Here is a 21,814-nt window from a genome sequence, read left to right on the forward strand (position 1 = left end):
GCCCCGGAACCAGCGGATCGGCGACGCCCCGGATCGGGGAAAGCCCCGGCAGCAATGACCAGGCGATCACCACCACGACGCCCCCTGTTCGGGAAGGCAAGGCGGGCGCCGCGCATCCTGTCTGCGCCGGCAGGCTTGACAGGCGGGGGCCGGATACGGTGACATCGGCGCTCATGACGATGAGTCGACCGGCACCGGCATGACTGCCCGCAGGCTTCCTGCCGACCCGCGACCATCCTCGGCCGGCCCGATCCGGGCCTGCGGCCGGAACCCGACGAAAAGGGAGGGGATGATGAAGATCGTGACCAGCCTGAGCTTTCAAGGCCAGTGCCGCGAGGCGTTCGAATTCTACGCCGAGGTGCTGGGCGGCAAGATCACCGCCGCCATGCCCTATGGCGATGCGCCGCCCGGCATGCCGATCACCGACGAGAAATACAAGACCTGGCTGATGCATTGCTGGCTCGAGGTCGGCGACCAGGCGTTGATGGGCGCCGATATGGACGTGGCCTGGGCACCCAATGTCGACAAGCCGAAGAACGGCTTCGACGTCACCCTGCATACCGAGGATGCCGAGCAGGGCCGGCGCTGGTTCGAACGGCTGGCCGAAGGCGGCAAGCCGGTCATGCCCTTCAGCGAGACCTTCTGGTCGCCCGGCTTCGGCTCGCTGGTGGACAGGTTCGGGGTGCCCTGGATGATCAACACCATCCCCGCCGCCGGCTGGCAGCCCGCGCAGGGCTAGGGCGCCGATTGCCGGGCGGGTGGTTTCAGGCCATCGCCCGCAGCGCCTGTTCGGCGATCACCCGGTCCGGCACGATGATCAGCTTGCCGATGAAATCGCGGCCGCGCTCGACGAACAGGCGTTCGGCCTCGCGCAGGCGGGACAGCGGCATGATCCCGGCCAGCACCGGCCTCAGCCGGTCGTCGCGGATCCAGCCGATCAGTTGCCGGGCCTCGACGCGGGTGCCGTGCGAGACGCCGAAGATCTGCACCTGGTTCAGATAGATCAGCGTCCAGGGCAGGGCGGTCACATTGCCGGCGCTGGCGCCGGCGATGGACAGGCGGGGCAGGGTGCTGCGGCCGCGCATGTCGCGGCACATGGCCTGGATCAGCGGCACGGTCATCCCGCCGCCGACCAGATCCATCACCGCGTCGATGCGGGCGCCGCCGGTCGCGCGCTCGATGGCTTGCGGCCAGTCGGCGACGCCGCCGCGGTCGATCACCGTCTCGGCGCCGAGCGCGCGCAGCGCCTCGGCCTTGCCGGCGCTGGCGATGGCATGGGGAACCGCGCCGATCACCCGGCAGAGCTGCAAAAGCGCGGTGCCGACCCCGCCCGAGGCGCCGGTGACCAGCACATGCTCGCCCGCCTTTACCCCGGCCGCGGTCAGCATCCGGTAACCCGTCTGCCAGGAACACATGCCCAGCGTCGCCAGCTCGGCATCGCTCAGCGCCGGGTTGGCGATGGCGTGGAACTGGTCGGCGGGAAAGCAGCCATATTCCGCGAAGCCGCCATCGGCGCCATGGCCGAAATAATCGGGCGCCAGGTTCAGGTCGTCGCGGGCGTCGGGATAGATGTTGAAATCCAGCAGCCCCCGTTCGCCGATGCGCTGCGGCGCGACGCCCGCGCCCACCGCGACGACATGGCCGACCACGTCCGCACCCTGGATGCGCGGAAAGGCCAGCGTGTTCCCGGCCATGGCGAAAGAAGTGACGGCGCCGTCATCGGCGGTGGAGTAAAGCCCCTCGCGCACCTTGCGGTCGGTGTTGTTCTTGGCGCAGGCGGTGATGCGCACCAGCACCTCGCCCGGGCCGGGGCGGGGCACCGGCCAGTCCCGGCGCCATTCCAGCCGCTCGGGACCGCCATGGCCGGTCAGGACCATGGCGCACATGGTTTCGGGAACCGCCGCCACGGGTCAGCCCAGGGTTTCGCGCAGCGCGTCGGCGGTGGCGTCGACGATCGCGTCGGCCTCGGCCTCGGTCAGGCAGAGCGGCGGGGCCAGGCCGATGATGTCGCCTTGCGGCATGGCCCGCGCGATCACGCCGCGCTTGAGCATGGCCGCGACCGCCTTGCCGCCGATGCCCTCGGCCGCATCGAAGAAGCCGCGGCTGTCGCGGTCGCGCACCAGCTCGACGGCGCAGAGCATGCCCTCGCCGCGGATCTCGCCCACGTTCGGATGATCGCCCAGGGCGGCGCGCATGCGGTCGTTCAGATAGCGGCCGACCCGGCCGGCATTCTCGACCAGCCCCAGCTTGTCGATCAGTTGCAGATTGGCGATGCCCGCCGCCGCGCCGATGGGATGGGCGGAATAGGTCCAGCCATGGCCCAGCACGCCATATTCGTCGCTGCCCTGCATCAGCACGTCCCAGACCTTCTGCCCGACGATGCTGCCCGACAAGGGCGCATAGGCCGAGGTCAGGCCCTTGGCGATGGTGATGATGTCCGGGGTCATGCCGTAATGGTCCGAGCCGAACATCGACCCCAGCCGGCCGAAGCCCGTCACCACCTCATCCGCGATCAGCAGGATGTCGTGACGCGCCAGCACCTTCTGGATGGCGTCCCAGTAGCCTTTCGGCGGTGGCACGATGCCGCCGGTGCCCAGCACCGGCTCGCCGATGAAGGCAGCGATGGTGTCGGCGCCCTCGGCCGTGATCAGCCTTTCCAGCTCCTCGGCGCAATGGGCGCTGAACTGTTCCTCGGACATGCCGGCGTCCTGGCGGCGATAGTAATAGGGCGCCTCGGTATGGATCACCTGCGCCAGCGGCAGGTCGAATTTCTTGTGGAAAAGCTCCAGCCCGGTCAGCGAGCCGGTCATCAGCCCCGAGCCGTGATAGCCCCGCCACCTCGAAATGACCTTCTTTTTCTGCGGCAAGCCACGGATATTGTTGTAATACCAGACCAGCTTGATGTTCGTCTCATTGGCATCCGAACCGCCGAGGCCGAAATAGACCCGCGCCATATGCCCGGGCGCCCGGTCCATGACCATCTTGGCCAGCGTGATCGAGGCTTCCGAGCCATGGCCGGCATAGGCATGGTAATAGGCCAGTTCGCGCGCCTGTTTGGCGATGGCCTCGGCGATCTCGGGCCGGCCATAGCCCACGTTCACGCAATAAAGCCCGGCGAAGCCGTCCAGCAGCCGGTTGCCGTCGCGGTCGGTGATGTAGACGCCTTCCGCGCCCGAGACGATGCGCTGCGCACCTTCGCCACGCGCGAACTGGCCCAGATTGGTCGAGGGGTGGAACAGGCTTTCGCGGTCCCATTTGGACAGCTGGTCATTGGTCAGCATCATGCTCTCCTTGTCTCTGCCCAGTCGCGGCAGACGTATTTGATTTCGGTGAAGGCCTCGAGCCCGTGGCGGCTGCCCTCGCGGCCAAGGCCCGATTGCTTCATGCCGCCGAAGGGGATCGGCGCGCCGGTGACCTTGGTGCGGTTCACCGCGACCATGCCGAATTCCAGGGCGCGGGACAGGCGATAGATGCGGCGCGGGTCGCGGCTGTGGACATAGGCGACAAGGCCGTATTCGGTGGCATTGGCGATGTGCACCGCCGCGTCCTCGGTGTCGAAGGCGGCGATGGCGGCGACGGGGCCGAAGGTCTCCTCGCGGAAGATCAGCGCCTCGGCGGGCACGTCGGCCAGCACGGTCGGGCGATAGAACAGCGGCCCCTGCGGGTCGCGGTCGCCGCCGGTCAAAAGGCGCGCGCCCCTGGCCAGCGCGTCGGCCACATGCTCCTCTTGCTTCTGGACCGCGCCTTCGTTCATCAGCGGGCCCAGGTCGCGATCCTCGATGCCCGGCCCCAGCGTCAGCGCGGCGGCGGCGGCGGTGAAGCGGCGGCAGAATTCGTTATAGACCGGCTGCTCGATCAGGAAACGGTTGGCGCCCAGGCAATCCTGGCCCGAGGTGGCGAACTTGGCCTTGATCGCCTCGTCCACCGCCAGATCGAGATCGCAATCGGCGAAGACGATGAAGGGCGCGTGCCCGCCCAGTTCCAGCACCAGCCGCTTTACCGTATCGGCGCTTTGGCGATAGAGCAGCTTGCCGACCCGGGTCGAGCCGGTGAAGGAAAGCGCCCGCACGCGCGGGTCGGCGCACCATTCGCCGACGATCTCGGGCGCTTCGCCGGTCACCACGTTGAAGACGCCGGCAGGGAACCCCGCCCGATCCGCCAGTTCCGCCAGCGCGGTGGCGGAAAGCGGCGTCTCGGCCGAGGGATGCACGACCACGGTGCAGCCCGCCGCCAGCGCCGCCGCCGCCTTGCGGGTGATCATGGCGCAGGGAAAATTCCAGGGCGTGACCAGCGCCGCAACGCCCAGCGGCTCGCGCCACAGCTCCATTTCGGCGGTGGACAGGTGCGAGGTCACACTTTCGATATTCGGGCGCTTGGCTTCCTCGGCATAGAATTCGACGAAGCTGGCGGCATAGTCGATCTCGCCGCGGGCTTCCGACAGCGGCTTGCCCTGTTCGGCGGTCATGATCCGCGCCAGATCCTCGCGCGATTCCACGATCAGCCGGTGCCAGCGCATCAGCACCGCGGCGCGTTCCTGCGGCAGCAGCGCCGACCAGCCGGCAAAGGCCGCCTGCGCCGCATCCACCGCCGCGCGGGCCTGCGCGGCGTCCAGCCGCGCCACCTGCGCCACGGGCTCGCCGGTCGCGGGGTCGGTGACGGGAAAGCGCGGCCCGCCCAGCCAGGCGCCGTTCACGAAGGCATCCTCGCGCATCAGGGTCTTGTCGGTAATCATGGCTGAACCTCCACGCCGATGACGGCGACGCAATCGCCGGGTTTCACGATGCCGGGGAAATGCCGCGCCATCATCAGGCCGCCGCGGCGGGCATGGACCGCGACCGGGGCCAGGCCGGTGCGGGTCACCGGGAAGATGCGGGCGACGGGCTGGCCCTGTTCGACCGCATCGCCCAGATCGGCCAGGAACTCGATCAGCCCGCCATCCTCGGCAAAGGTGAAGCAATCCGCGTCGGGCATGTCGAGCCAGCGCGTCGGCTGCGCCGCCACCTCGCCCCGCAGCACCCCGGCCGCGACCAGCAGGTTGCGCAGGCCCCGCTTGGCGATCCCCGCGGTGCGGGCGCTGGCGGTGCCGCCGCCGCCCAGTTCGGTGGTGACGAAGGTCTTGCCCATTTCCTCGGCCGCGGTGTCATACATGCCGACCGCGTCGATCTCGAGCATCCTGACCGACCAGGGCGCCCCGAAGGCGCGCACAAGATCGAAGGCCGCCGCCTCCTGCCGCTTGTCGGGCAGGATATGGGCGGCGCAATAGGGCAGGAAATCCAGGGTCTTGCCGCCGGAATGGAAATCCAGCACCACATCCGCCATCGGCAGCAGCACGCGCTGGAAATAATCCGCGAGTTTCTGCGTCACCGTGCCGTCGGGCCGGCCCGGAAAGCTGCGGTTCAGGTTGCCCCTGTCGATGGGCGAGGTGCGGGTGCCGGCGGCGAAGGCCGGATAGTTCATCGCCGGCACGATGATCAGCCGGCCGGTCACCTCTTCGGCCCGCACCGTTGCGGCCAGGTCGAAAAGCGCGATCGGCCCTTCATATTCGTCGCCGTGGTTGGCGCCGGTCAGCAGCGCCGTCGGACCCTCGCCGTGGTTGACCACGGTGATCGGGGTCATGACCGAGCCCCAGGCCGCATCGTCGCGCGAATGCGGCAGGCGCAGGAAGCCGTGGCTCACCCCCGGCGCCGCGAAATCCACTGTCGCCGCGATGGGCGAGGGCGCAAGCTGCATCTGCAACATGGCGCTAATCCTTCACGAACAGCTGACGCGGGACATTGGCAAGGCATTCCACGCCGGTCTCGGTGATCAGGATCGACTCGGTGATCTCCAGCCCCATGTCCTCCAGCCAGAGGCCGGTCATGAAATGGAAGGTCATGCCGGGCTGCAGCACGGTGCGGTCGCCGGGGCGCAGCGACATGGTGCGCTCGCCCCAATCCGGCGGGTAGCTGACGCCGATGCCGTAGCCGGTGCGGTTGTCCTTGACGATGCCGTATTTGGCCAGCACCTCGAAGAAGCCCTTGGCGATGTCCTCGCAGGTATTGCCGGGCTTCGCGGCGGCAAGCCCGGCCTCCATCCCCTCCAGCGTCGCCTTTTCCGCATCCAGGAAAGCCTGCGTCGGCTGGCCCAGGAACACCGTGCGCGACAGCGGCACGTGATAGCGGTGATAGCAGCCGGCGATCTCGAAGAAGGTGCCTTCGCCCGATTTCATCGGCTTGTCGTCCCAGGTCAGGTGCGGGGCCGAGGCATCGCGGCCCGAGGGCAGCAGCGGCACGATGGCCGGATAGTCGCCGCCGATGCCGTCCACGCCGCGGGTGCCGGCGTCATAGATTTCGGCCACCAGGTCGCATTTGCGCATCCCGACCTGCACCTTGTCGAGAATGCGGGCGTGCATCGCCTCGACGATGCGGGCGGCGTTGCGCATATAGGCGATCTCCTGCGGCGATTTCACCGCGCGCTGCCAGTTCACCAGCGCCGTGCAATCGCTGAAGCGCGCATCCGGCAGGTTCCGCGTCAGGCTGGCGAAGGCGGCGGCGGTGAACCAGTAATTGTCCATCTCGACGCCGATGCGCTTCGCGCCCCAGCCCTTGTCCTTCAGGATGCCCGACAGGTAATCCATCGGATGCATCTCGGGGTTCTGCACGTAATGGTCCGGATAGCCGACGATGTTTTCGGGGCGCAGATAGGCGGTCAGCCTGGCGCCGTTCGCGTCCTGTCCGCGGCCGAACCAGAGCGGCTCGCCCTCGGGCGGCACCACCACGCATTGATGCACATAGAAGGACCAGCCGTCATAGCCGGTCAGCCAGTTCATGTTGGACGGGTCGGTGACGATCAGCAGATCGACGCCCTTCTGTTCCATCGCCCGGCGGGTCTTGACGAGGCGCTCGGCATATTCCTCGCGGGTGAATTTCAATGCGACATCTGTCATGGCGGTTTCTCTTACAGGGTGAAGGAGCGGCCGGCCCCGGCCTGGCCCGCGCGGGCCAGTGCCAGGGTGGCGATGGCGGTGTCCTGGATGCCGGTGCCGGTCAGGTCGGCCAGGGTGATCTGTTCGGAATCGGTGCGGCCGGGGCGCTGCCCGGCAAGGATCTGGCCAAGCTCGGGGAAATCCCGCGCGACCAGCGGGGAATGGCGCAGCTCGCCCAGTTCGCGGGTCTGCGACAGGCGGTCGGCGACGTAATGGGCGCGCGCGATCAGCTCCGGCGCGATCTCGTTCTTGTGCTGGGCATCCGAGCCCATGGCGGTGACATGGGTGCCGGGGGCGATGTCGGCGGCGGTCAGGATGGGCCGTTCGGAAGGCGTGGTGGTGACCACCAGATCGGCCGCCCGCGTGGCGCCGGCCACGGTGCCGGCGGCGATCACCGGGATGCGCAGGGCGGCGGTCATCTCGGCCGCGAAAGCCTGCGCCTTGGCCGGATCGCGGGCCCAGACCCGCGCCCCGGTCAGCGGCCGCACCAGCGCCAGCGCCTGCAGCTGCATCCGCGCCTGCATCCCGGCGCCCAGGATCGCCGCCGTGGTCGCATCCGGCCGGGCCAGCGCATCGGCGGCCACTGCGCCTGCGGCGGCGGTGCGCACATCGGTCAGGTAGCCGTTGTCCAGCAGCAGCGCCTCGACCAGCCCGGTCGTCGCGGACAGCACCACCATCATGCCGTTGGTCGAGGGCAGGCCAAGCGCCGGGTTGCCGAAGAAGCCGGGCGAGATCTTGATGGCGAAATGCGAAAGCCCCGGGACATAGGCGGTCTTCACATCGACCTCGCCCCGGTGCTCGGGGATGTCCAGGCGCAGGATCGGCGGCATGGCCACGGGTTTCGTCGCCAGCGCCACGAAACCCTCGCGGATGCAGGCCACGGCCTGGGCGTCCAGCGGCACCAGGGCGCGCAATTCGGTCTCGGTCAGGATGGTCACGGGCGGTCTCATGCGGCCTCCGCCATGATGCGGCTGTGCAGCGCGGGGTCGATATTCGCGCCGGAAAGAATGCAGACGGTCGGGCCCCGCGGGACGAACCTGCCGGCCAGCAGCGCGGCGCTGCCGACGCTGGCCGCGCCCTCGACGACATGGCCGGCGCGGCCGAGATGGCGGATGCCGGCGGCGATCTCGGCCTCGGTCAGCAGGATCACATCGTCCAGCAGGTCGCGGCACAGGGCGAAGGTCACGCGGTTCTGCAAGCCGATGCCGCCGCCGAGGCTGTCGGCCAGGCTGGGGCTTTCGGTGACCGCCACCGGATGGCCGGCGGCCAGGCTCGCGGCCATGGCGGCGCCGTTTTCCATGGTCAGGCCGATGACGCGGGTTGCCGGCGACAGCGCCTTGATCGCCACCGCGACCCCGGCGGCAAGGCCGCCGCCAGAAAGCGGCACCAGCACCGCCTCGGGCGTGCCGATTTCCAGGCCGATGGTGCCCTGGCCCGTCACCACCGCCTCATGGTCGAAGGGCGGGATCTCGGTCATGCCCTCCTGCGCCACGGCGCGGGCGACCTCGGCCATGGCCTCGTCCTGGCTGGCGCCGGTGATGCGGACCTGGGCGGCAAGGTCGCGGATCGCCTGCACCTTGTTCTCGGGCACCAGCCGCGACAGGCAGACGGTGGCGGGCACGCCCAGCGCCCGGGCGGCATGGGCCAGCGCCCGGCCGTGATTGCCGGTCGAGGCGGTGACGACGCCGCGCGCCAGCGCCTCGGGCGGCAGCGACAGGATGGCATTGGTCGCGCCGCGCAGCTTGAAGGCGCCGGTGATCTGGCGGTGTTCGCATTTCAGCCAGATGGGCTGGCCCAGCCGCGCCGACAGCACCTCGTCGCGCAGCAGCGGCGTTTCCGCCACATGGCCGCGGATGCGCCGGGCGGCGGCGCGGATATCGTTCAGGGTCACGCTCATGCCAGCCCCATCAACTGGCCGGGCGCCACCGGCCCGGTCACGCCGCAGGCCCGCGCCGCCGCCCAGAGCGTGGCGGAATTGGCCGAGACCACCGGCACGCCCACCGCATCCTCGATCCGGTCGATAATCGCGCAGGCGCGCAGGGCGGTGCAGGCGACGAACAGCGCCTGGCTGCCCGATGCCAGCGCGGTGCGCGCGGCCTCGACGATGCTGGCGTGCGACAGCCGCGCCATCTCGCGGTCGTCGGTCAGGTTCAGGCAGGAGACGCCTTGCAGCGCGAAGCCGCCGGTTTCGAAACAATCCGCCATCGGTTGCGTCGTGCGCGGCGTATAGGGGGTCAAGAGGGTGATCCGATCCGCCCCCAGCGCCCTGAGCGCCGCGAAACCGGCCGAGATCGGCGTGATCGGCTGCGCCGAAGCCTTGCCCAGCCGGATCGCGTCCCGCACCGCCCGGTCGCCGATCACCACCGAGGCCGAGGTGCAGCTATAGACCACCGCGTCCAGTTCCTCCTCGGGCAGGATCAGCGCCGCCGCCGCCGTCACGTCGCGGGCCATGGCGGCCAGCGTCTCGGGCGTCACCGGGTTGGCGAAGGGGATGCGGGTCGCATAGACGCCGACGCCATGCGCCGGCAGGGCGGCGAAATCGACCTCGGTCGTGTGATCGGTGGCCAGCGTCACCAGGCCGACGCGGCGCGGCAGCGGCCGGTCGTCCAGAGCAAGGGGAACGGACAGGACAGTCACCGCGAAATCCTCCCATAACGGCGTTCCAGCCAGCGCAGCGCCACCACCGAGATCAGGCTGACGACCAGGAACATCACCCCGACCAGCGTCATCGGCTCGACATAGCGATAAGAGCTGTTGGCCACCGACTTGGCCTGGTTCATCAGTTCCAGCACGGTGATCGCGGACAGCAGCGGCGTTTCCTTGAACATGGCCAGCAGATAGTTCGCCATGGCCGGGATCATCGGCGGCACCGCCTGCGGCAGCACCACATGCAGCCAGGTCTGGCGCGTGGTCAGGTTGGTGGCCTTCGCAGCCTCCCATTGCCCGCGCGGCACCGCCTCGATGCCGCCGCGATAGACCTCGGCGGCATAGGTGGCGTAATGCAGCCCCATGCCGATCACGCCTGCGGTCAGCGCCGGCAGGCGCAGCCCCAGATCGGGCAGCACGTAGAAGATGAAATACAGCTGCACCAGCAGCGGCGTGCCGCGGATGAACTCGACCACGAAGCCGGTGCCGCGCGCCACCAGCCGGTTCGGCGAGCGGCGCAGGATGGCGAAGACCAGCCCCAGCACTGCCGCGACGATGGCGCCAAGCGCGGTGGCGACCAGGGTGATGCGAAAGCCGGCCAGCAGGGTCGGCATGATCGACCAGGCGAAATTCCAATCCCATTCCATCTCAGCGCACCCCGTCCAGGCCGCGCGTCACCCGCCGCTCCAGCCGGCGCATGCCGAAGGAAACCGCCGAGGACATGGCGAAATACAGCAGCAGGATGGTGACGAAGGGCATCAGCGTGCTGCCGGTCTGCGAACGCACCACCTGCGCCTGGAAGGTCATGTCCGACAGCGAGATCAGCGACACGACCGAGGTGGCCTTCAAAAGCTCGATGGCATTGTTGCAGAAGGTGGGCAGCATCAGCGGCAGGGCCTGCGGCAGGATGACATGGCGCATGCGCTGGAAGCGGGTCAGGTTGACGGCGACGCAAGCCTCAAGCTGGTCGCGCGGCACGGCCAGGATGGCGCCGCGCACCACCTCGGCCCCATAGGCGCCGACATTCAGCCCCAGCGCCATCACCCCGGCCTGCATCGGCGTCAGCTCCGCCCCGGTCATCGGCAGCACGAAATAGATCCAGAACAGCTGCACGAAGATCGAGGTGCCACGGAAGAACTCGATATAGGCGGTCGCCAGCCAGCGCACCGGGGCGCGGCGCGAGATGCGGCCCAGCCCGGCGATGAAGGCCACCACCAGCGCCAGGGCCGAGCCCATCAGGGTCAGCTTGACGGTGACCCATGCCCCCTGAAGGATGAGTGTCAGATATCCTGCCCAGTCGCCCATGCGCCGAAGCCTGCCTCTTTCGCTGATGGAAGGGCGGGGCCGGGCCCCGCCCGGGTGGTCACTGCGCGGCGCAGAGCTTGTCGCGCGTGGTGGACATCGCCGCGGCGGCCGAGAAACCATAGGGCTCGACGATCTTGGCGAATTCGCCGGATTCCTTCAGCTTGGCCAGTTCCACGTCGAAGGCGTCGCGCAGGGCGGTGTCGTTCTTGTTGAAGGCGGCGCCGTCGCAATAGACCGGGGCGCCCTCGACCGGGGCGAAGACCTCCAGATTGGCGTCGCCCGACTTCGCCAGCAGGTCGTTCAGCGACAGCACCGGCAGCGAATAGGCGTCGATGCGGCCGTCCTGCACCATCTTCAGCCCGGATTGCGGGTCGGGCACCACGATCAGCCGGTCGCGCGGCACGCCGGCATCCAGCGCCAGCTTTTCCTCGGTGCCGCCGCCGGGCGCGCCCAGCTTGGCCGCGGCGTCATTCGCGATGTCGGAATAGGATTTGAAGCCCTTGGGATTGCCCTTGGGCACCAGAAGCGCCTCGGCATCGCACAGGATCGGTTCGGAATAGGCGACGGCGTTGCAGCGTTCGGGCTTCATGAACAGGCCGGCGGTGATCGCATCGACGCGGCCGGCCTGCAGGCTGGGGATCATCGCGCCATATTCGGCGATCGAGGCCTCCAGATCCTTGATCCCCAGCTTCTCGAACACCGCGCGCGCCACGTCCGGCGCCGCGCCCGAGACCTTGCCGTCCGAGGCGACGGCGGTATAGGGCGGCTCGTTGCCGATGGCGATGCGGACATAGCCCTGTTCCTTCAGGTCGTCGAGCTTGTCGGCCAGGGCGGGCAGCGGCGCGGCCAGCAGCGCCGCGACAATCAGGCATTTCTTCATCATTCTCTCCTGTCGGGTTGGCATCACACGCGCTGTCCGGCGGCGATGATCTTGCGCAGGAAGGACTTCGTGCGGTCCTCTTGCGGCGCGGTGAAGATCTGGGCGGGCGGGCCCTGCTCGACGATGCGGCCCTTGTCGAAGAACAGCACGCGATCGGCGAAATCATGGGCGAAGCCCATCTCATGCGTGACCAGCAGCATGGTCATGTCGGTTTCGGCGGCCAGGCGCTTCATCACCTCCAGCACCTCCTCGACCAGTTCCGGGTCCAGCGCCGAGGTCACCTCGTCGAACAGCATGATCTGCGGCTGCAGCGCCAGCGCGCGGGCGATGGCGACGCGCTGCTTCTGGCCGCCGGACAACTGGCTGGGCATGTAATCGGCCTTGTCGGCCAGTCCCACCATGTCCAAAAGCCCGCGCGCCCGCTTCTCGGCCACGGCCCGGGTCTCGCCCTTGGTCAGCATCGGCGCGAGCGTGATGTTCTGCAAGACCGACTTGTGCGGGAACAGGTTGAAGTGCTGGAACACCATGCCGATATGGCGGCGCATCTTGTGCAGATGCGCCTCGTCCGCCGCCACCTCGGCGTCGTGTCTTTGCATGTGGTAAAGCGGCTCGCCGCAAACCTCGATGCGCCCGCCCGAGATGCCCTCCAGCGTCATCAGGATGCGCAGGATGGTGGTCTTGCCCGAGCCCGAGGGACCGATCAGCGCCAGCTTCTCGCCCTTCATCACGTCGAAGTTCAGCCCGTCGATGACGGTCAGCGTCCCGAAGGATTTGCGCAGGTCCTGGATGCGGATGATCGGCTGGTCCAAAGGCGTCCCCCTTGCTGATGGGTGAACTTTTGCAGCCCGAATAAATCAGGTCAATATTAAAATAATATCATGACAATTTTTGCTTTGTCCTGCCCGTCAGATCAGCGGCAGCAGCGGTTCCGCCGTGCTGCCCAGGGTCTCGGCCACCAGGGTCAGGCCGCGGCGCAATTCGTCGGCGCTGGTCGAGCCGAGCGCGATTCGCACCGCGTCGCGCCGGCTGCGCTCGCTCAGCCGGAAGGCGCGACCCGAGGCGATGGCGACGCCGCGCTGCCGGGCCTGGGCGACGAATTCCTCCTCGTCGCGGCCGGGCGGCAGCTCCAGCCAGATATGCAGGCTTTGCGGATGGGCGCGGAAGGGCGTGGCGCCCAAGACCTCGCGCGCGATGCGGTGGCGGCCGGCCAGGGCCTCGCGCTGCCAGCCGATCAGCCGGTCGACGGTGCCGTCGGTGATCCAATGGCTCAGCAGCTCGACCATGACCGGGGTGGCCATCCAGTTGGTGACCAGGTGCCGGTTGGCGGTGGCCGGGGCGATGCGCGGCGGCGAGAGCAGCCAGGCCACCCGCAGCCCCGGCAGCGTGGTCTTGGTGAAGCCATGGATATGCAGCACCCGCTCGGGCGCCAGCACCGCCATGGGCGGCGGGCGGTCCGGGATCATCGCGTTCAGCATGTCGTTTTCGATGATCAGCAGGTCGTGGCGGCGGGCGACGGCGGCCAGCTCGGCCCGGCGCTCGGTGCCGGTCATGATCGCCATGGGATTGATCGCCGCCGGCTGCATGTAGAGCGCGCACAGGCTGCCCTTGCGGGCCAGATGGTCCAGCGCCTCGGGGATGATGCCGTCCTCGTCGATCGGCAGGCCCTCCAGGTGCAGGCCCAGGTATTTGCACAGCGGCATCAGCAGGTGATGGGTCAGCGCGGCGGCGGCCAGGGTGCCGCCCGCCGGCACCGCGCTCATCACCGCGGTGGTGATGGCGGATGTGGCGCCGTCGGTGATGGTGATGTTGTCGGGCGCCGCCTCGATGCCCTTGCGGCGCAGCCAGTCGGCCGCGACCTGCCGGTGCTGCGGCAGCACCGAGTTCGGCCGGAAGGACAGCGCCGCCGGGGCGGTCAGGTTCTCGGCCACCCAATGCAGTCCTTCGCGGAAGGTCTCGACATGCATCCGCTCGGTGACGGGCTTCAGGATCGACAGATCCACCAGCTCGCCCAGCCGTTCGGCCAGATAGGGCGGCGTGTTCTCGGCCCCCGGCGGCAGCACGAAGGAGCCGCGCCCGATCTCTCCGACCACCAGGCCGCGGCGGATCAGCTCCTCGTAGGCGCGCGAGACGGTCTGCACCGACAGCCCCAGATCGTCGGCCAGCCGGCGTTGCGGCGGCAGCCGGGTGCCGGCGGGAAGCTGGCCCTCGCGGATCGCCCGGGCATATTGCTCGGCAAGCGAGAGATAGGCTGGCCGGTGCAGGGTGCCGGGATCGGGGGACCAGATTGTCATGAAATTAACTTAGGACAATTATGGCGGATGGCAAGAATGTTTTGGTTTGCGGCGATAGGTTATCGCCGGGCCGCCGCATGGCCGCCGTTCAGCCGGCGCAGCGACAGCTCCAGCCGCGCCTCGGCGGTGCGGATCTCGTGGCTGGCCTGGCGCAGATAGCGGATATGTTCGCCGGCCGCGCGCCGGGCAGCTTCCGCATCGCGATCGAGAACGGCTTTGGCGATGGCGCGGTGCTGCTGGCGCAGCAGCTCGCGGATGGCCGGCACCGCGAACAGCCGGCTGCGGTTCTGCATCACGTCCGACCGCAGCACACCCGCCAGCGCCTGCATGATCTGCAAGAGCGTCAGGTTGTGACTGGCCTCGTAGATCAGCAGGTGCAGCTCGGCATCCGCCTCGGCCTCCTCGCCGGGATCGGCCTGGGCATGGGCGCGGTCCATGCGCCCGAGGCAGTCGCGGATGCGCGCCAGCTCGACCTCGGTGGCGCGCTCTGCCGCCAGCCCCGCGGCCGCGCTTTCGACGATGCCGCGAAATTCCAGGTAGTCGTCCGCCGCCTCGGCATGGCGGGCCAGCATGGCCAGCAACGGGTCGGTGATCGCCGCCCGGCCCAGGGGTGCCACGCGGCTGCCGCGCCCGCCGGCGCCCGTCAGCAGCCCGCGCTCTTCCAGGATCTTCAGCCCGTCGCGCAGCGTCGAGCGCGACACGTTCAGCCGTTCGGCCAGCTCGCGCTCGGGCAGAAGCCGCTCCTCGGGGCGCAGCGAGCCTTCCAGGATCAGTGCCTCGATATGCTGGGCCACCGCCTCGGCGGCGCGTTCGGATTTGACGGAAGCCTGGGTCATGGGCGCTCATGCGGTTGTCGGACTGGCGGCCATGTAAGCATAGGGCACGGTTCCGGTCCAGAAAAATACCGATTGACGATCACGGTTTGAAAATTATACCAAAAAGACAGTATTGCCGACCGCGGGAGGAGAGCTTGTCCGGTATCGCCATGCCCCAGCCCGATGCGGGTATCCTGGCGCGCGCGCCGCAGATCGTCGCGGCCCTGCGCGCGGTGCTGCCTCAGGATGCCGTGATCTGGGATCCCGAGGAGACGCGCGCCTATGAATGCGACGCGCTGACCGCCTATCGCTGCCCGCCGCTGGCGGTGGTGCTGCCGCGCACGACCGCAGAAGTTGCCGCCGCCATGCGGGTCTGTCACGAAATGCGGGTGCCGGTGGTGCCGCGCGGCGCGGGAACCTCGCTGGCCGGGGGCGCGCTGCCCACGGCGGATTCGGTCATCATCGCCACCCTGCGCCTGCGCGAGGTGCTGGAGATCGACACCGCGAACCGCTTCATCCGGGTGCAGACCGGCGTGACCAACCTGTCGGTCAGCGCCGAGCTGGAGCCGCACGGCTTCTTCTATGCGCCCGACCCGTCCTCGCAGCTGGCCTGCACCATCGCCGGCAATATCGCGATGAACTCGGGCGGGGCGCATTGCCTGAAATACGGCGTCACCACCAACAACCTGATGGGCGCCACCGTGGTCCTGCCCACCGGCGAGGTGGTCGAACTGGGCGGGACCGAGATGGGGCCGATGGGCCTCGATCTGATGGGCCTGCTTTGCGGCTCGGAAGGCCAGCTCGGCATCGTGACCGAGGCGACCCTGCGCATCCTGCCGCGGCCCGAGGGGGCGCGGCCGGTGCTGATCGGCTTCGACGGCGCCGAGGTGGCGGGGGAATGCGTGGCGCGGATCATCCGCTCGGGCGTGCTGCCGGTCGCCATCGAATACATGGACGATGTCTGCCTGCGCGCGGTCGAGACCTTCGCCCAGGCCGGCTATCCCGATTGTGCCGCGGTGCTGATCGTCGAGGTCGAGGGCTCGCCGGCCGAGATCGACCACCAGATCGCCCGCATCCGCGAGATCGCCGATGCGCTGAACCCGGTCGAGTTCCGCGAAAGCCGCAACGAGGGCGAGGCGATGGCGATCTGGAAGGGCCGCAAATCGGCCTTTGGCGCCATGGGCCGGCTGGGCGACTATATCTGCCTGGACGGCACGGTGCCGGTGGGGCAACTGCCCTATACGCTGAAGATGATCGGGGAACTGTCGCGCCGGCACGGGCTGGAGGTGGCGAATGTCTTTCATGCCGGCGACGGCAACATGCATCCGCTGATCCTGTTCAACGCCAACAAGCCCGGCGATCTGGAGCGCGCCGAGGCTTTCGGCAACGACATCCTGCGGCTTTGCGTCGATGTCGGCGGCTGCCTGACCGGCGAGCATGGCGTGGGCATCGAAAAGCGCGACCTGATGGGCAAGCAATATGACGACCCCGACCTGGCGATCCAGATGGCGGTCAAGGACGTTTTCGACCCGCGCTGGCTGCTGAATCCGGCCAAGGTGTTTCCGCTGGACGCGAGCCGGCCCTGGCGCGAGGAGGCAGCCGCCCGATGATCCCCGACACCCCCAGCCGCGCGGGCCTCAGCCCCGCCGGCGAGGCCGAGCTTGCCGTCCTGATCGCCGAGCGGTTCGCCGCCTGCCAGCCCCTGCGCATCGCCGGCGGCGGCACGCGGGTCGAGACCGGCTCTGTGCCGGGCGACATCCTGTCGACCGCCGCGATCTCGGGCGTCGTGACCTATGAGCCGGGCGAGATGACGCTGATCGCCCGCGCCGGCACGCCCTTGGACGAGATCCAGGCCATGCTGGCCGCCGAGGGGCAGGCGCTGGCCTTCGAGCCCGCCGACATGCGCGGCGTGCTGGGCCGCGATGGCACGCCGACCATCGGCGGCGCGGTCGCGGCCAATGCCAGCGGTCCGCGCCGGTTGCTGGCCGGGGCCTGCCGCGACCATCTGCTGGGCGTGCGCTTCGTCGACGGGCAGGGCAGGGTGTTGAAGAATGGCGGAAGGGTGATGAAGAACGTCACCGGCCTCGACCTCGGCAAGCTGCTTTGCGGCGCGCATGGCACGCTGGGCGTGCTGACCGAGGTGGCGCTGAAGACCCTGCCGCATCTGCCCGACCGCTGCACGCTGGGCTTTCACGGCGTCACGGTCGAGGAAGCGGTGGCGATCTTCTCGGCCGCGCTGGCGACGCCGTTCGAGGTGTCGGGCGCCGCCTTCCGTGACGGCTCGGCCTGGCTGCGCGTCGAGGGGCTTGGGCCGCAGATGGATTATCGCCGCGACCGGCTGCTGGCGCTGCTGACGCCGCGCAAGGCCGAACTGCTGGATGCCGAGGCCACCGTGGCCCTGTGGCACGACCTGCGCGACCTGGCGCATTTCGCCGGCTTCGACGCGCCGCTTTGGCGGGTGCTGGTCAAGCCCGGCGAGGCACCGGCCACGGCGCGGGCGCTGCAGGCGCTTGGCGGCGCGGTCTCGCTTGACTGGGGCGGCGGGCTGGTCTGGTATTGCGGGCCGGGGACGGCGCAGGCCGTACGGCGGGTGGCGCCCCATGCCACGCTGGTGCGGCGCGGCGGGCTTGACGGCCCGACCTTTCCGCCCGAGGCCGCGGCGGTCGCCCGGCTTTCGGCCGGGTTGCGCCACAGGTTCGACCCCGCCGGCATCCTCAATCCCGGCCTGATGGATCAGTGACATGCAGACCAATTTCACCCCCCGGCAACTGGCCGATCCCGGCACCGCCCGGGCCAACGAGATCCTGCGCTCTTGCGTCCATTGCGGATTCTGCACCGCGACCTGTCCGACCTACAAGGTGCTGGGCGACGAGCTGGACAGCCCGCGCGGCCGCATCTACCTGATCAAGGACATGCTGGAGAACGGCAAGATCCCCGACGCCAAGACCGTCGGCCATATCGACCGTTGCCTCGGCTGCCTGTCCTGCATGACCACCTGTCCCTCGGGCGTGCATTACATGCATCTGGTGGACCACGCCCGCGACTATATCGAAAAGACCTATCGCCGCCCCCCGGCCGAGCGGGCGCTGCGCTGGCTTCTGGCGCGGATCCTGCCCTATCCCGGCCGCTTCCGGCTGGCGCTGCGCGGCGCGAAGCTGGCGCGGCCCTTCCGCCGGCTGCTGCCGGATGCGCGGCTGCGGGCGATGCTGGACATGGCGCCGCGCGACATCCCGCCGCCCAGCCTGAACGACCGCCCGCAGGTCTTTGCCGCCGAGGCGCCGCGCCGCAAGCGGGTGGCGCTGCTGATCGGCTGCGCGCAAAGGGCGCTGAACACCGACATCAACGACGCGACCATCCGCCTGTTGCGCCGGCACGGCTGCGAGGTGGTGATCCCGCGCGGCTTGGGCTGCTGCGGCGCGCTGACCCATCACATGGGCAAGACCGGCGAAAGCCATGCCATGGCCGCCGCCAATATCCGCGCGCTGATGGCCGAGATGGCGGGCGAGGGGCTGGACGCCGTGGTCATCAACACCTCGGGCTGCGGCACCACGGTCAAGGATTACGGCCATATGTTCGCGGATGACCCGCTGGCCGGGGATGCCGCGCGGGTGGCGGGCCTGGCGCAGGACATAACGGAGATCATGGCCGATCTGGGTCTGCGCGAGCCCGGCCATGCCGAGCCGCTGCGCGTCGGCTATCACGCCGCCTGCTCGCTGCAGCATGGCCAGCAGATCCGTGCGGCGCCCAAGGAACTGCTGGCCGCCGCCGGCTTTACCGTGCTGGAACCCAGGGACGCGCATATCTGCTGCGGCTCGGCCGGAACTTACAACCTGATGCAGCCGGCGATCTCGGCCGAGCTGAAGCGTCGCAAGGTCGAGACGCTGGAGGCCCTGACCCCGCAGGTCATCAGCGCCGGCAATATCGGCTGCATGATGCAGATCGGCTCGGGGACCGGGGTGCCGGTGGTCCATACCGCCGAGCTGCTCGACTGGGCGACCGGCGGGCCGAAGCCGGCGGCCCTGACCCGCGGCGCCTGAACGGCTTCGCGAGAAAAGATCGCGGAGTCCCGTCGCAAACCTGCGCCCTGGCTCGTCATGGTTCTGCAAGACGCCCGACGGAGAAACGGAGCATGACCCCACGGCTCGACTATTTCAAAGCCGCCCCGAGGCGCGTTCGGCCGGCACCCCGGCCGTCGATGCGCGCCGCGGGGCGATTGCGATGCCCTTGCCGCGCGGTTCAGCGCCGTGGAACGTGTCGAGCTGACGCTGGTCGTCAACGCCGGGAACCGCTTCGCGGTCGGTTTCCGATGCGGTTCTGGACCGACGGGAGGAGGAGCTGGCGCAGGTTCCGCACGTCCCGGCCATGCTGCGCGCAGTCGAGGCGCTGACGCATCTGGATTTCTCCGGTGCCGCGGCGCAAGCACGCGGTCCTGAAGCCTAGCGCCAGAACCGCTTGGCATCGGCGAAGGCGTCATGCGCTTCGGCGGCGGCCTCGATCAGCGCCCGCTTGTCGGCATCGCCGGCCAGCGCGGTCGCGGCCGGGTCGTCCTGCAGGCCAAGCCGGGCGATCACCTCGGGCGCGGTCACCAGGTCGTTCAGCGCCCCCATCCGGTCCTGCAGCGCTTCGAGCGTGTCGAGAAACCGCGCCGCCCTTCGCTTGCGGCGCTTCTCGGCGAACAGCGGCGCGAAGAATTCGGCGGCGTAGCGCAGCTTCTTGGCGTCCTTGCGGACCTCGTGCCGGGCCTCGTCCGGCAGTTCGGCCAGATCGGCGCCGCCTTTCCTGACCTTGCGGCGCAGGCGGTCCAGGGCCGCGGCGGCGAATTCCCGCGTCGCCATGTCGCGGCTTTCGCTGGCCGAGGGCTGGGCTTGCCAGGGACCGATGGCCAGATATTCCGCCAGGTCGATCATCAGCAGCCGGGCCCGGCGCGAGGCCAGCGCCGCCCGGGCCCGGGCATAGGCCGCCTCGCGCGCCGGCTCGATCCTTGCCAGCAAGGCGTCGGTCTCGCAGCGCGCGCGCAGCACGTCCAGGTCGCGCGCCTGACCCAGCATGGCGGCCAGCCAGCGGCTTTCCTCGGCCAGCCGGCCGGCGGTCCCGTCCTGAAGCACGGGCCGGAAGATCGACAGCGCCGAGCGCAGCCGGCGCAGCGCCACGCGGGCCTGATGCACCGCTTCGGGGTTGGCGCGGTCGATCAGCGGCTCGTTCAGCCGGAACTGGCGCAGGCAGGCGGCGGCGATCTGGCGGAAGCTGTCTCCGGCGGTCATGTCCCGGGTCAGGACCACCGGGGCCGCCCGATGCATGCGCTGCAGCGGTCCGCGCAGCAGGAAGCCGCACCCGGCCTCGTCCAGCAGGCCAAGTCGCAGCGGCGCGATGCCGTCAAGCTGCCGCGCCAGCGAGAACAGCGCCGCCGCCGGGCCGTCCAGCAGATCCAGGCCAAGGCTGCACAGGGTGGCGCGGCGGCCGTCGGCCGTCATCTCGCCCTGGTCCAGCGCCAGCCGGATACTGGCGCCGTCCCGGGCCAGGGTCCAGAGCCGGCGCCGGGTGCTGAGCGCAAAGATGGGGGCCAGGTCCTGTGCGCGGGTGCCAAGCAGCGCCGGGACCGGCATGGAATCGTCCAGCACCGGCTGGTCGCCCGCGATGTCGCGGCGCCATTCCGGCAGCACGAAAAGCCCCGGCGGCGCGCCGGGCGCCTCGAGGATCTGCAGCCGGTCGCCGGCCTGTTCGCGGATGCACAGGGTGAAGCCGGCCGCGGCCAGGTCGCCGCCGGCTGTATCGAAATAGGTGGTGCGGACCGGGATCGGCTGCGGTGCGCCCGACAGCAGCTCGGACCCGGCCAGGGCCGCCGCCGCATCCGGGGCAAGGTCCAGCCGCAGCGCATCCGCCGCGACCGGGCCTCTGGGGGTGAAAGGATCGCTTGCCCGGGACGGCCCGGGGACCGCTGGCTTTCCGTTCTGGTCGTCTTCTGTCCTGTCGCTCATGGTCGGTCGCTTCATTATCTCCCGATGCCTATGCGGGGATTCGATGAAGATAATATGTCGTCCGCTTGACGGGCTGCGTTAAATCCGCGCAGGTCCAGGGAGGCGATCGGCCATTCGGGGGCATCCTCTGCTGATGCCAGACCCGCTGGCTCGGCAAGACCAGCAGCGCGCCGATATCCCGCGCCGAAGTCCGGACGCGGCAGGAAGGCCGGCGCCGGTTTCCCGGCATCGACCACCAGATCGGCGGCCAGCGCCGGTCCTGCACCGGAACCCGCGCCATGGCGCGGGGGCGCGGCATCATCTCCATCATCGTCGGCCCGGCCTGCGGCACGGGCCGGCGCTTTGGGGGCGGCGCGGCGGGGCACGCAACTGCCGTGCGGGTATAGGCCGCGGACACAGCGCCGGCTTGTCGGTGAGCATCACGCAGGCAATGCCCGATGCCGTCTGGCGACATGCAGGAGGGGATTTCCCGGTTCGGCATCGCGTCGGTCCTGATGCGGTCGGGCGGAACAGATCACTCTGCCGGGGCGCCGCCGGCTTCGGGGGCGGGTGTCGTGGTATCGGGGGCGGTGGCGGGGGCAGTCTCGGTTCCGGTGGCCGGAGCCGGGGCAGGGGCGGGCACCTCGTCGACCGGGCCCGGCACCTCGCCGGGGATCTCGGGGTTGCTGGTTTCGTCGTCGAACCACCACAGAAAGCCCAGGATGGCGATCAGCACCGCCACGATGATGCCGATGATCGGCACCAGATGGTGGCGCGTCTGCTTGTCGATATTGGTGCGGGGTGCGGACATGGCAAACCTCCTATTCCGTCTGACGGCCCTCGGCTGCGGCAGGAACGCAACCCGCCGGGCAGCCGGGTTGTTCCCGGCATCGCCCCGCATTCCCGGCCTGAAGCCGCTCGGCCGGCGCCACCGCCCGCGACGATGGCGCCGAGGCGCG

The 21,814-nt window shown here is 69.4% G+C and carries 20 protein-coding genes; 4 read left to right on the forward strand and 16 right to left on the reverse strand.

Going from position 1 to position 21,814, the window contains the following annotated elements; translation table 11 throughout:
* Positions 1–292 precede the first annotated feature (292 nt).
* On the forward strand, positions 293–739 hold the full coding sequence (locus ACFOMP_RS04975; protein ID WP_379028290.1) for a VOC family protein: 447 nt from the start codon (positions 293–295) through the stop codon (positions 737–739).
* A gap of 25 nt (positions 740–764) precedes the next feature.
* On the opposite strand, the gene ACFOMP_RS04980 is transcribed toward ACFOMP_RS04975, so the two are convergent.
* From ACFOMP_RS04980 to ACFOMP_RS05045, 14 genes are all read right to left on the reverse strand, one after another.
* Positions 765–1,907, reverse strand: coding sequence for a zinc-binding dehydrogenase (locus ACFOMP_RS04980; protein WP_379028292.1), 1,143 nt, complete (start codon positions 1,905–1,907; stop codon positions 765–767).
* A 3-nt stretch (positions 1,908–1,910) separates the two neighbouring features.
* A complete protein-coding gene (locus ACFOMP_RS04985; RefSeq protein ID WP_379028404.1) occupies positions 1,911–3,281 on the reverse strand; it encodes an aspartate aminotransferase family protein in 1,371 nt (456 codons plus the stop codon).
* On the reverse strand, positions 3,281–4,732 hold the full coding sequence (locus ACFOMP_RS04990; protein WP_379028294.1) for an NAD-dependent succinate-semialdehyde dehydrogenase: 1,452 nt from the start codon (positions 4,730–4,732) through the stop codon (positions 3,281–3,283). Before ACFOMP_RS04990 ends, ACFOMP_RS04985 begins: the two co-directional genes overlap by 1 nt.
* The gene (gene doeB, locus ACFOMP_RS04995) at positions 4,729–5,739 is read right to left on the reverse strand and encodes a N(2)-acetyl-L-2,4-diaminobutanoate deacetylase DoeB (RefSeq protein WP_289893988.1); all 1,011 of its coding nucleotides are present in this window, start codon (positions 5,737–5,739) and stop codon (positions 4,729–4,731) included. Before doeB ends, ACFOMP_RS04990 begins: the two co-directional genes overlap by 4 nt.
* Positions 5,740–5,743: 4 nt before the next feature.
* Positions 5,744–6,925, reverse strand: coding sequence for an ectoine hydrolase DoeA (gene doeA, locus ACFOMP_RS05000; protein WP_379028296.1), 1,182 nt, complete (start codon positions 6,923–6,925; stop codon positions 5,744–5,746).
* A gap of 11 nt (positions 6,926–6,936) precedes the next feature.
* Complete coding sequence (locus ACFOMP_RS05005) at positions 6,937–7,914, reverse strand: cyclodeaminase (protein WP_289893986.1); 978 nt, start codon at positions 7,912–7,914, stop codon at positions 6,937–6,939.
* Complete coding sequence (gene eutB, locus ACFOMP_RS05010) at positions 7,911–8,861, reverse strand: hydroxyectoine utilization dehydratase EutB (RefSeq protein ID WP_379028298.1); 951 nt, start codon at positions 8,859–8,861, stop codon at positions 7,911–7,913. Before eutB ends, ACFOMP_RS05005 begins: the two co-directional genes overlap by 4 nt.
* The gene (locus ACFOMP_RS05015; protein WP_379028300.1) at positions 8,858–9,601 is read right to left on the reverse strand and encodes an aspartate racemase/maleate isomerase family protein; all 744 of its coding nucleotides are present in this window, start codon (positions 9,599–9,601) and stop codon (positions 8,858–8,860) included. Before ACFOMP_RS05015 ends, eutB begins: the two co-directional genes overlap by 4 nt.
* The gene (gene ehuD, locus ACFOMP_RS05020) at positions 9,598–10,257 is read right to left on the reverse strand and encodes an ectoine/hydroxyectoine ABC transporter permease subunit EhuD (protein WP_379028302.1); all 660 of its coding nucleotides are present in this window, start codon (positions 10,255–10,257) and stop codon (positions 9,598–9,600) included. Before ehuD ends, ACFOMP_RS05015 begins: the two co-directional genes overlap by 4 nt.
* Position 10,258: 1 nt before the next feature.
* Positions 10,259–10,915, reverse strand: coding sequence for an ectoine/hydroxyectoine ABC transporter permease subunit EhuC (ehuC, locus tag ACFOMP_RS05025; RefSeq protein WP_289893981.1), 657 nt, complete (start codon positions 10,913–10,915; stop codon positions 10,259–10,261).
* A 58-nt stretch (positions 10,916–10,973) separates the two neighbouring features.
* A complete protein-coding gene (gene ehuB / locus ACFOMP_RS05030; protein ID WP_379028304.1) occupies positions 10,974–11,798 on the reverse strand; it encodes an ectoine/hydroxyectoine ABC transporter substrate-binding protein EhuB in 825 nt (274 codons plus the stop codon).
* A gap of 20 nt (positions 11,799–11,818) precedes the next feature.
* Positions 11,819–12,604: an ectoine/hydroxyectoine ABC transporter ATP-binding protein EhuA gene (gene ehuA / locus ACFOMP_RS05035; protein WP_379028306.1), complete on the reverse strand. Its 786-nt coding sequence runs from the start codon at positions 12,602–12,604 to the stop codon at positions 11,819–11,821.
* A 96-nt stretch (positions 12,605–12,700) separates the two neighbouring features.
* The gene (ehuR, locus tag ACFOMP_RS05040; protein ID WP_379028308.1) at positions 12,701–14,086 is read right to left on the reverse strand and encodes a MocR-like ectoine utilization transcription factor EhuR; all 1,386 of its coding nucleotides are present in this window, start codon (positions 14,084–14,086) and stop codon (positions 12,701–12,703) included.
* A 59-nt stretch (positions 14,087–14,145) separates the two neighbouring features.
* Complete coding sequence (locus ACFOMP_RS05045; protein ID WP_379028310.1) at positions 14,146–14,922, reverse strand: FadR/GntR family transcriptional regulator; 777 nt, start codon at positions 14,920–14,922, stop codon at positions 14,146–14,148.
* Between the two features lie 149 nt (positions 14,923–15,071).
* Between ACFOMP_RS05045 and ACFOMP_RS05050 the strand changes: the two genes are divergently transcribed.
* Genes ACFOMP_RS05050 through glcF form a run of 3 tightly spaced genes read left to right on the forward strand, consistent with a single transcriptional unit; the run spans position 15,072 to position 18,938 of the window.
* Positions 15,072–16,511: an FAD-linked oxidase C-terminal domain-containing protein gene (locus ACFOMP_RS05050; protein WP_379028406.1), complete on the forward strand. Its 1,440-nt coding sequence runs from the start codon at positions 15,072–15,074 to the stop codon at positions 16,509–16,511.
* Positions 16,508–17,641, forward strand: a complete 1,134-nt coding sequence (locus ACFOMP_RS05055) for an FAD-binding protein (RefSeq protein WP_379028312.1) — start codon at positions 16,508–16,510, stop codon at positions 17,639–17,641. Before ACFOMP_RS05050 ends, ACFOMP_RS05055 begins: the two co-directional genes overlap by 4 nt.
* 1 nt (position 17,642) lies before the next feature.
* Complete coding sequence (gene glcF / locus ACFOMP_RS05060) at positions 17,643–18,938, forward strand: glycolate oxidase subunit GlcF (protein WP_379028314.1); 1,296 nt, start codon at positions 17,643–17,645, stop codon at positions 18,936–18,938.
* A gap of 399 nt (positions 18,939–19,337) precedes the next feature.
* On the opposite strand, the gene ACFOMP_RS05065 is transcribed toward glcF, so the two are convergent.
* Complete coding sequence (locus ACFOMP_RS05065; protein WP_379028316.1) at positions 19,338–20,876, reverse strand: CYTH and CHAD domain-containing protein; 1,539 nt, start codon at positions 20,874–20,876, stop codon at positions 19,338–19,340.
* 514 nt (positions 20,877–21,390) lie between these two features.
* Positions 21,391–21,666: a hypothetical protein gene (locus ACFOMP_RS05070; protein WP_289893973.1), complete on the reverse strand. Its 276-nt coding sequence runs from the start codon at positions 21,664–21,666 to the stop codon at positions 21,391–21,393.
* Positions 21,667–21,814: the final 148 nt, after the last annotated feature.

The sequence above is a fragment of the Paracoccus simplex genome (assembly GCF_042648325.1).
Classification (GTDB): Bacteria; Pseudomonadota; Alphaproteobacteria; order Rhodobacterales; family Rhodobacteraceae; genus Paracoccus; species Paracoccus simplex.

Bases quoted from the DNA above. Each gene is read 5' to 3' on its own strand.
- doeB (WP_289893988.1), bottom strand. From the start codon at position 5,739: ATGTTGCAGATGCAGCTTGCGCCCTCGCCCATCGCGGCGACAGTGGAT.
- ehuC (WP_289893981.1), bottom strand. From the start codon at position 10,915: ATGGGCGACTGGGCAGGATATCTGACACTCATCCTTCAGGGGGCATGG.
- ehuB (WP_379028304.1), bottom strand. From the start codon at position 11,798: ATGATGAAGAAATGCCTGATTGTCGCGGCGCTGCTGGCCGCGCCGCTG.
- ACFOMP_RS05050 (WP_379028406.1), top strand. From the start codon at position 15,072: ATGCCCCAGCCCGATGCGGGTATCCTGGCGCGCGCGCCGCAGATCGTC.
- ACFOMP_RS05045 (WP_379028310.1), bottom strand. From the start codon at position 14,922: ATGACCCAGGCTTCCGTCAAATCCGAACGCGCCGCCGAGGCGGTGGCC.
- ehuD (WP_379028302.1), bottom strand. From the start codon at position 10,257: ATGGAATGGGATTGGAATTTCGCCTGGTCGATCATGCCGACCCTGCTG.
- glcF (WP_379028314.1), top strand. From the start codon at position 17,643: ATGCAGACCAATTTCACCCCCCGGCAACTGGCCGATCCCGGCACCGCC.
- eutB (WP_379028298.1), bottom strand. From the start codon at position 8,861: ATGAGCGTGACCCTGAACGATATCCGCGCCGCCGCCCGGCGCATCCGC.
- doeA (WP_379028296.1), bottom strand. From the start codon at position 6,925: ATGACAGATGTCGCATTGAAATTCACCCGCGAGGAATATGCCGAGCGC.
- ACFOMP_RS05070 (WP_289893973.1), bottom strand. From the start codon at position 21,666: ATGTCCGCACCCCGCACCAATATCGACAAGCAGACGCGCCACCATCTG.
- ACFOMP_RS05005 (WP_289893986.1), bottom strand. From the start codon at position 7,914: ATGAGACCGCCCGTGACCATCCTGACCGAGACCGAATTGCGCGCCCTG.
- ehuR (WP_379028308.1), bottom strand. From the start codon at position 14,086: ATGACAATCTGGTCCCCCGATCCCGGCACCCTGCACCGGCCAGCCTAT.
- ACFOMP_RS04985 (WP_379028404.1), bottom strand. From the start codon at position 3,281: ATGCTGACCAATGACCAGCTGTCCAAATGGGACCGCGAAAGCCTGTTC.
- ACFOMP_RS04990 (WP_379028294.1), bottom strand. From the start codon at position 4,732: ATGATTACCGACAAGACCCTGATGCGCGAGGATGCCTTCGTGAACGGC.
- ACFOMP_RS05065 (WP_379028316.1), bottom strand. From the start codon at position 20,876: ATGAGCGACAGGACAGAAGACGACCAGAACGGAAAGCCAGCGGTCCCC.
- ACFOMP_RS05055 (WP_379028312.1), top strand. From the start codon at position 16,508: ATGATCCCCGACACCCCCAGCCGCGCGGGCCTCAGCCCCGCCGGCGAG.
- ACFOMP_RS04975 (WP_379028290.1), top strand. From the start codon at position 293: ATGAAGATCGTGACCAGCCTGAGCTTTCAAGGCCAGTGCCGCGAGGCG.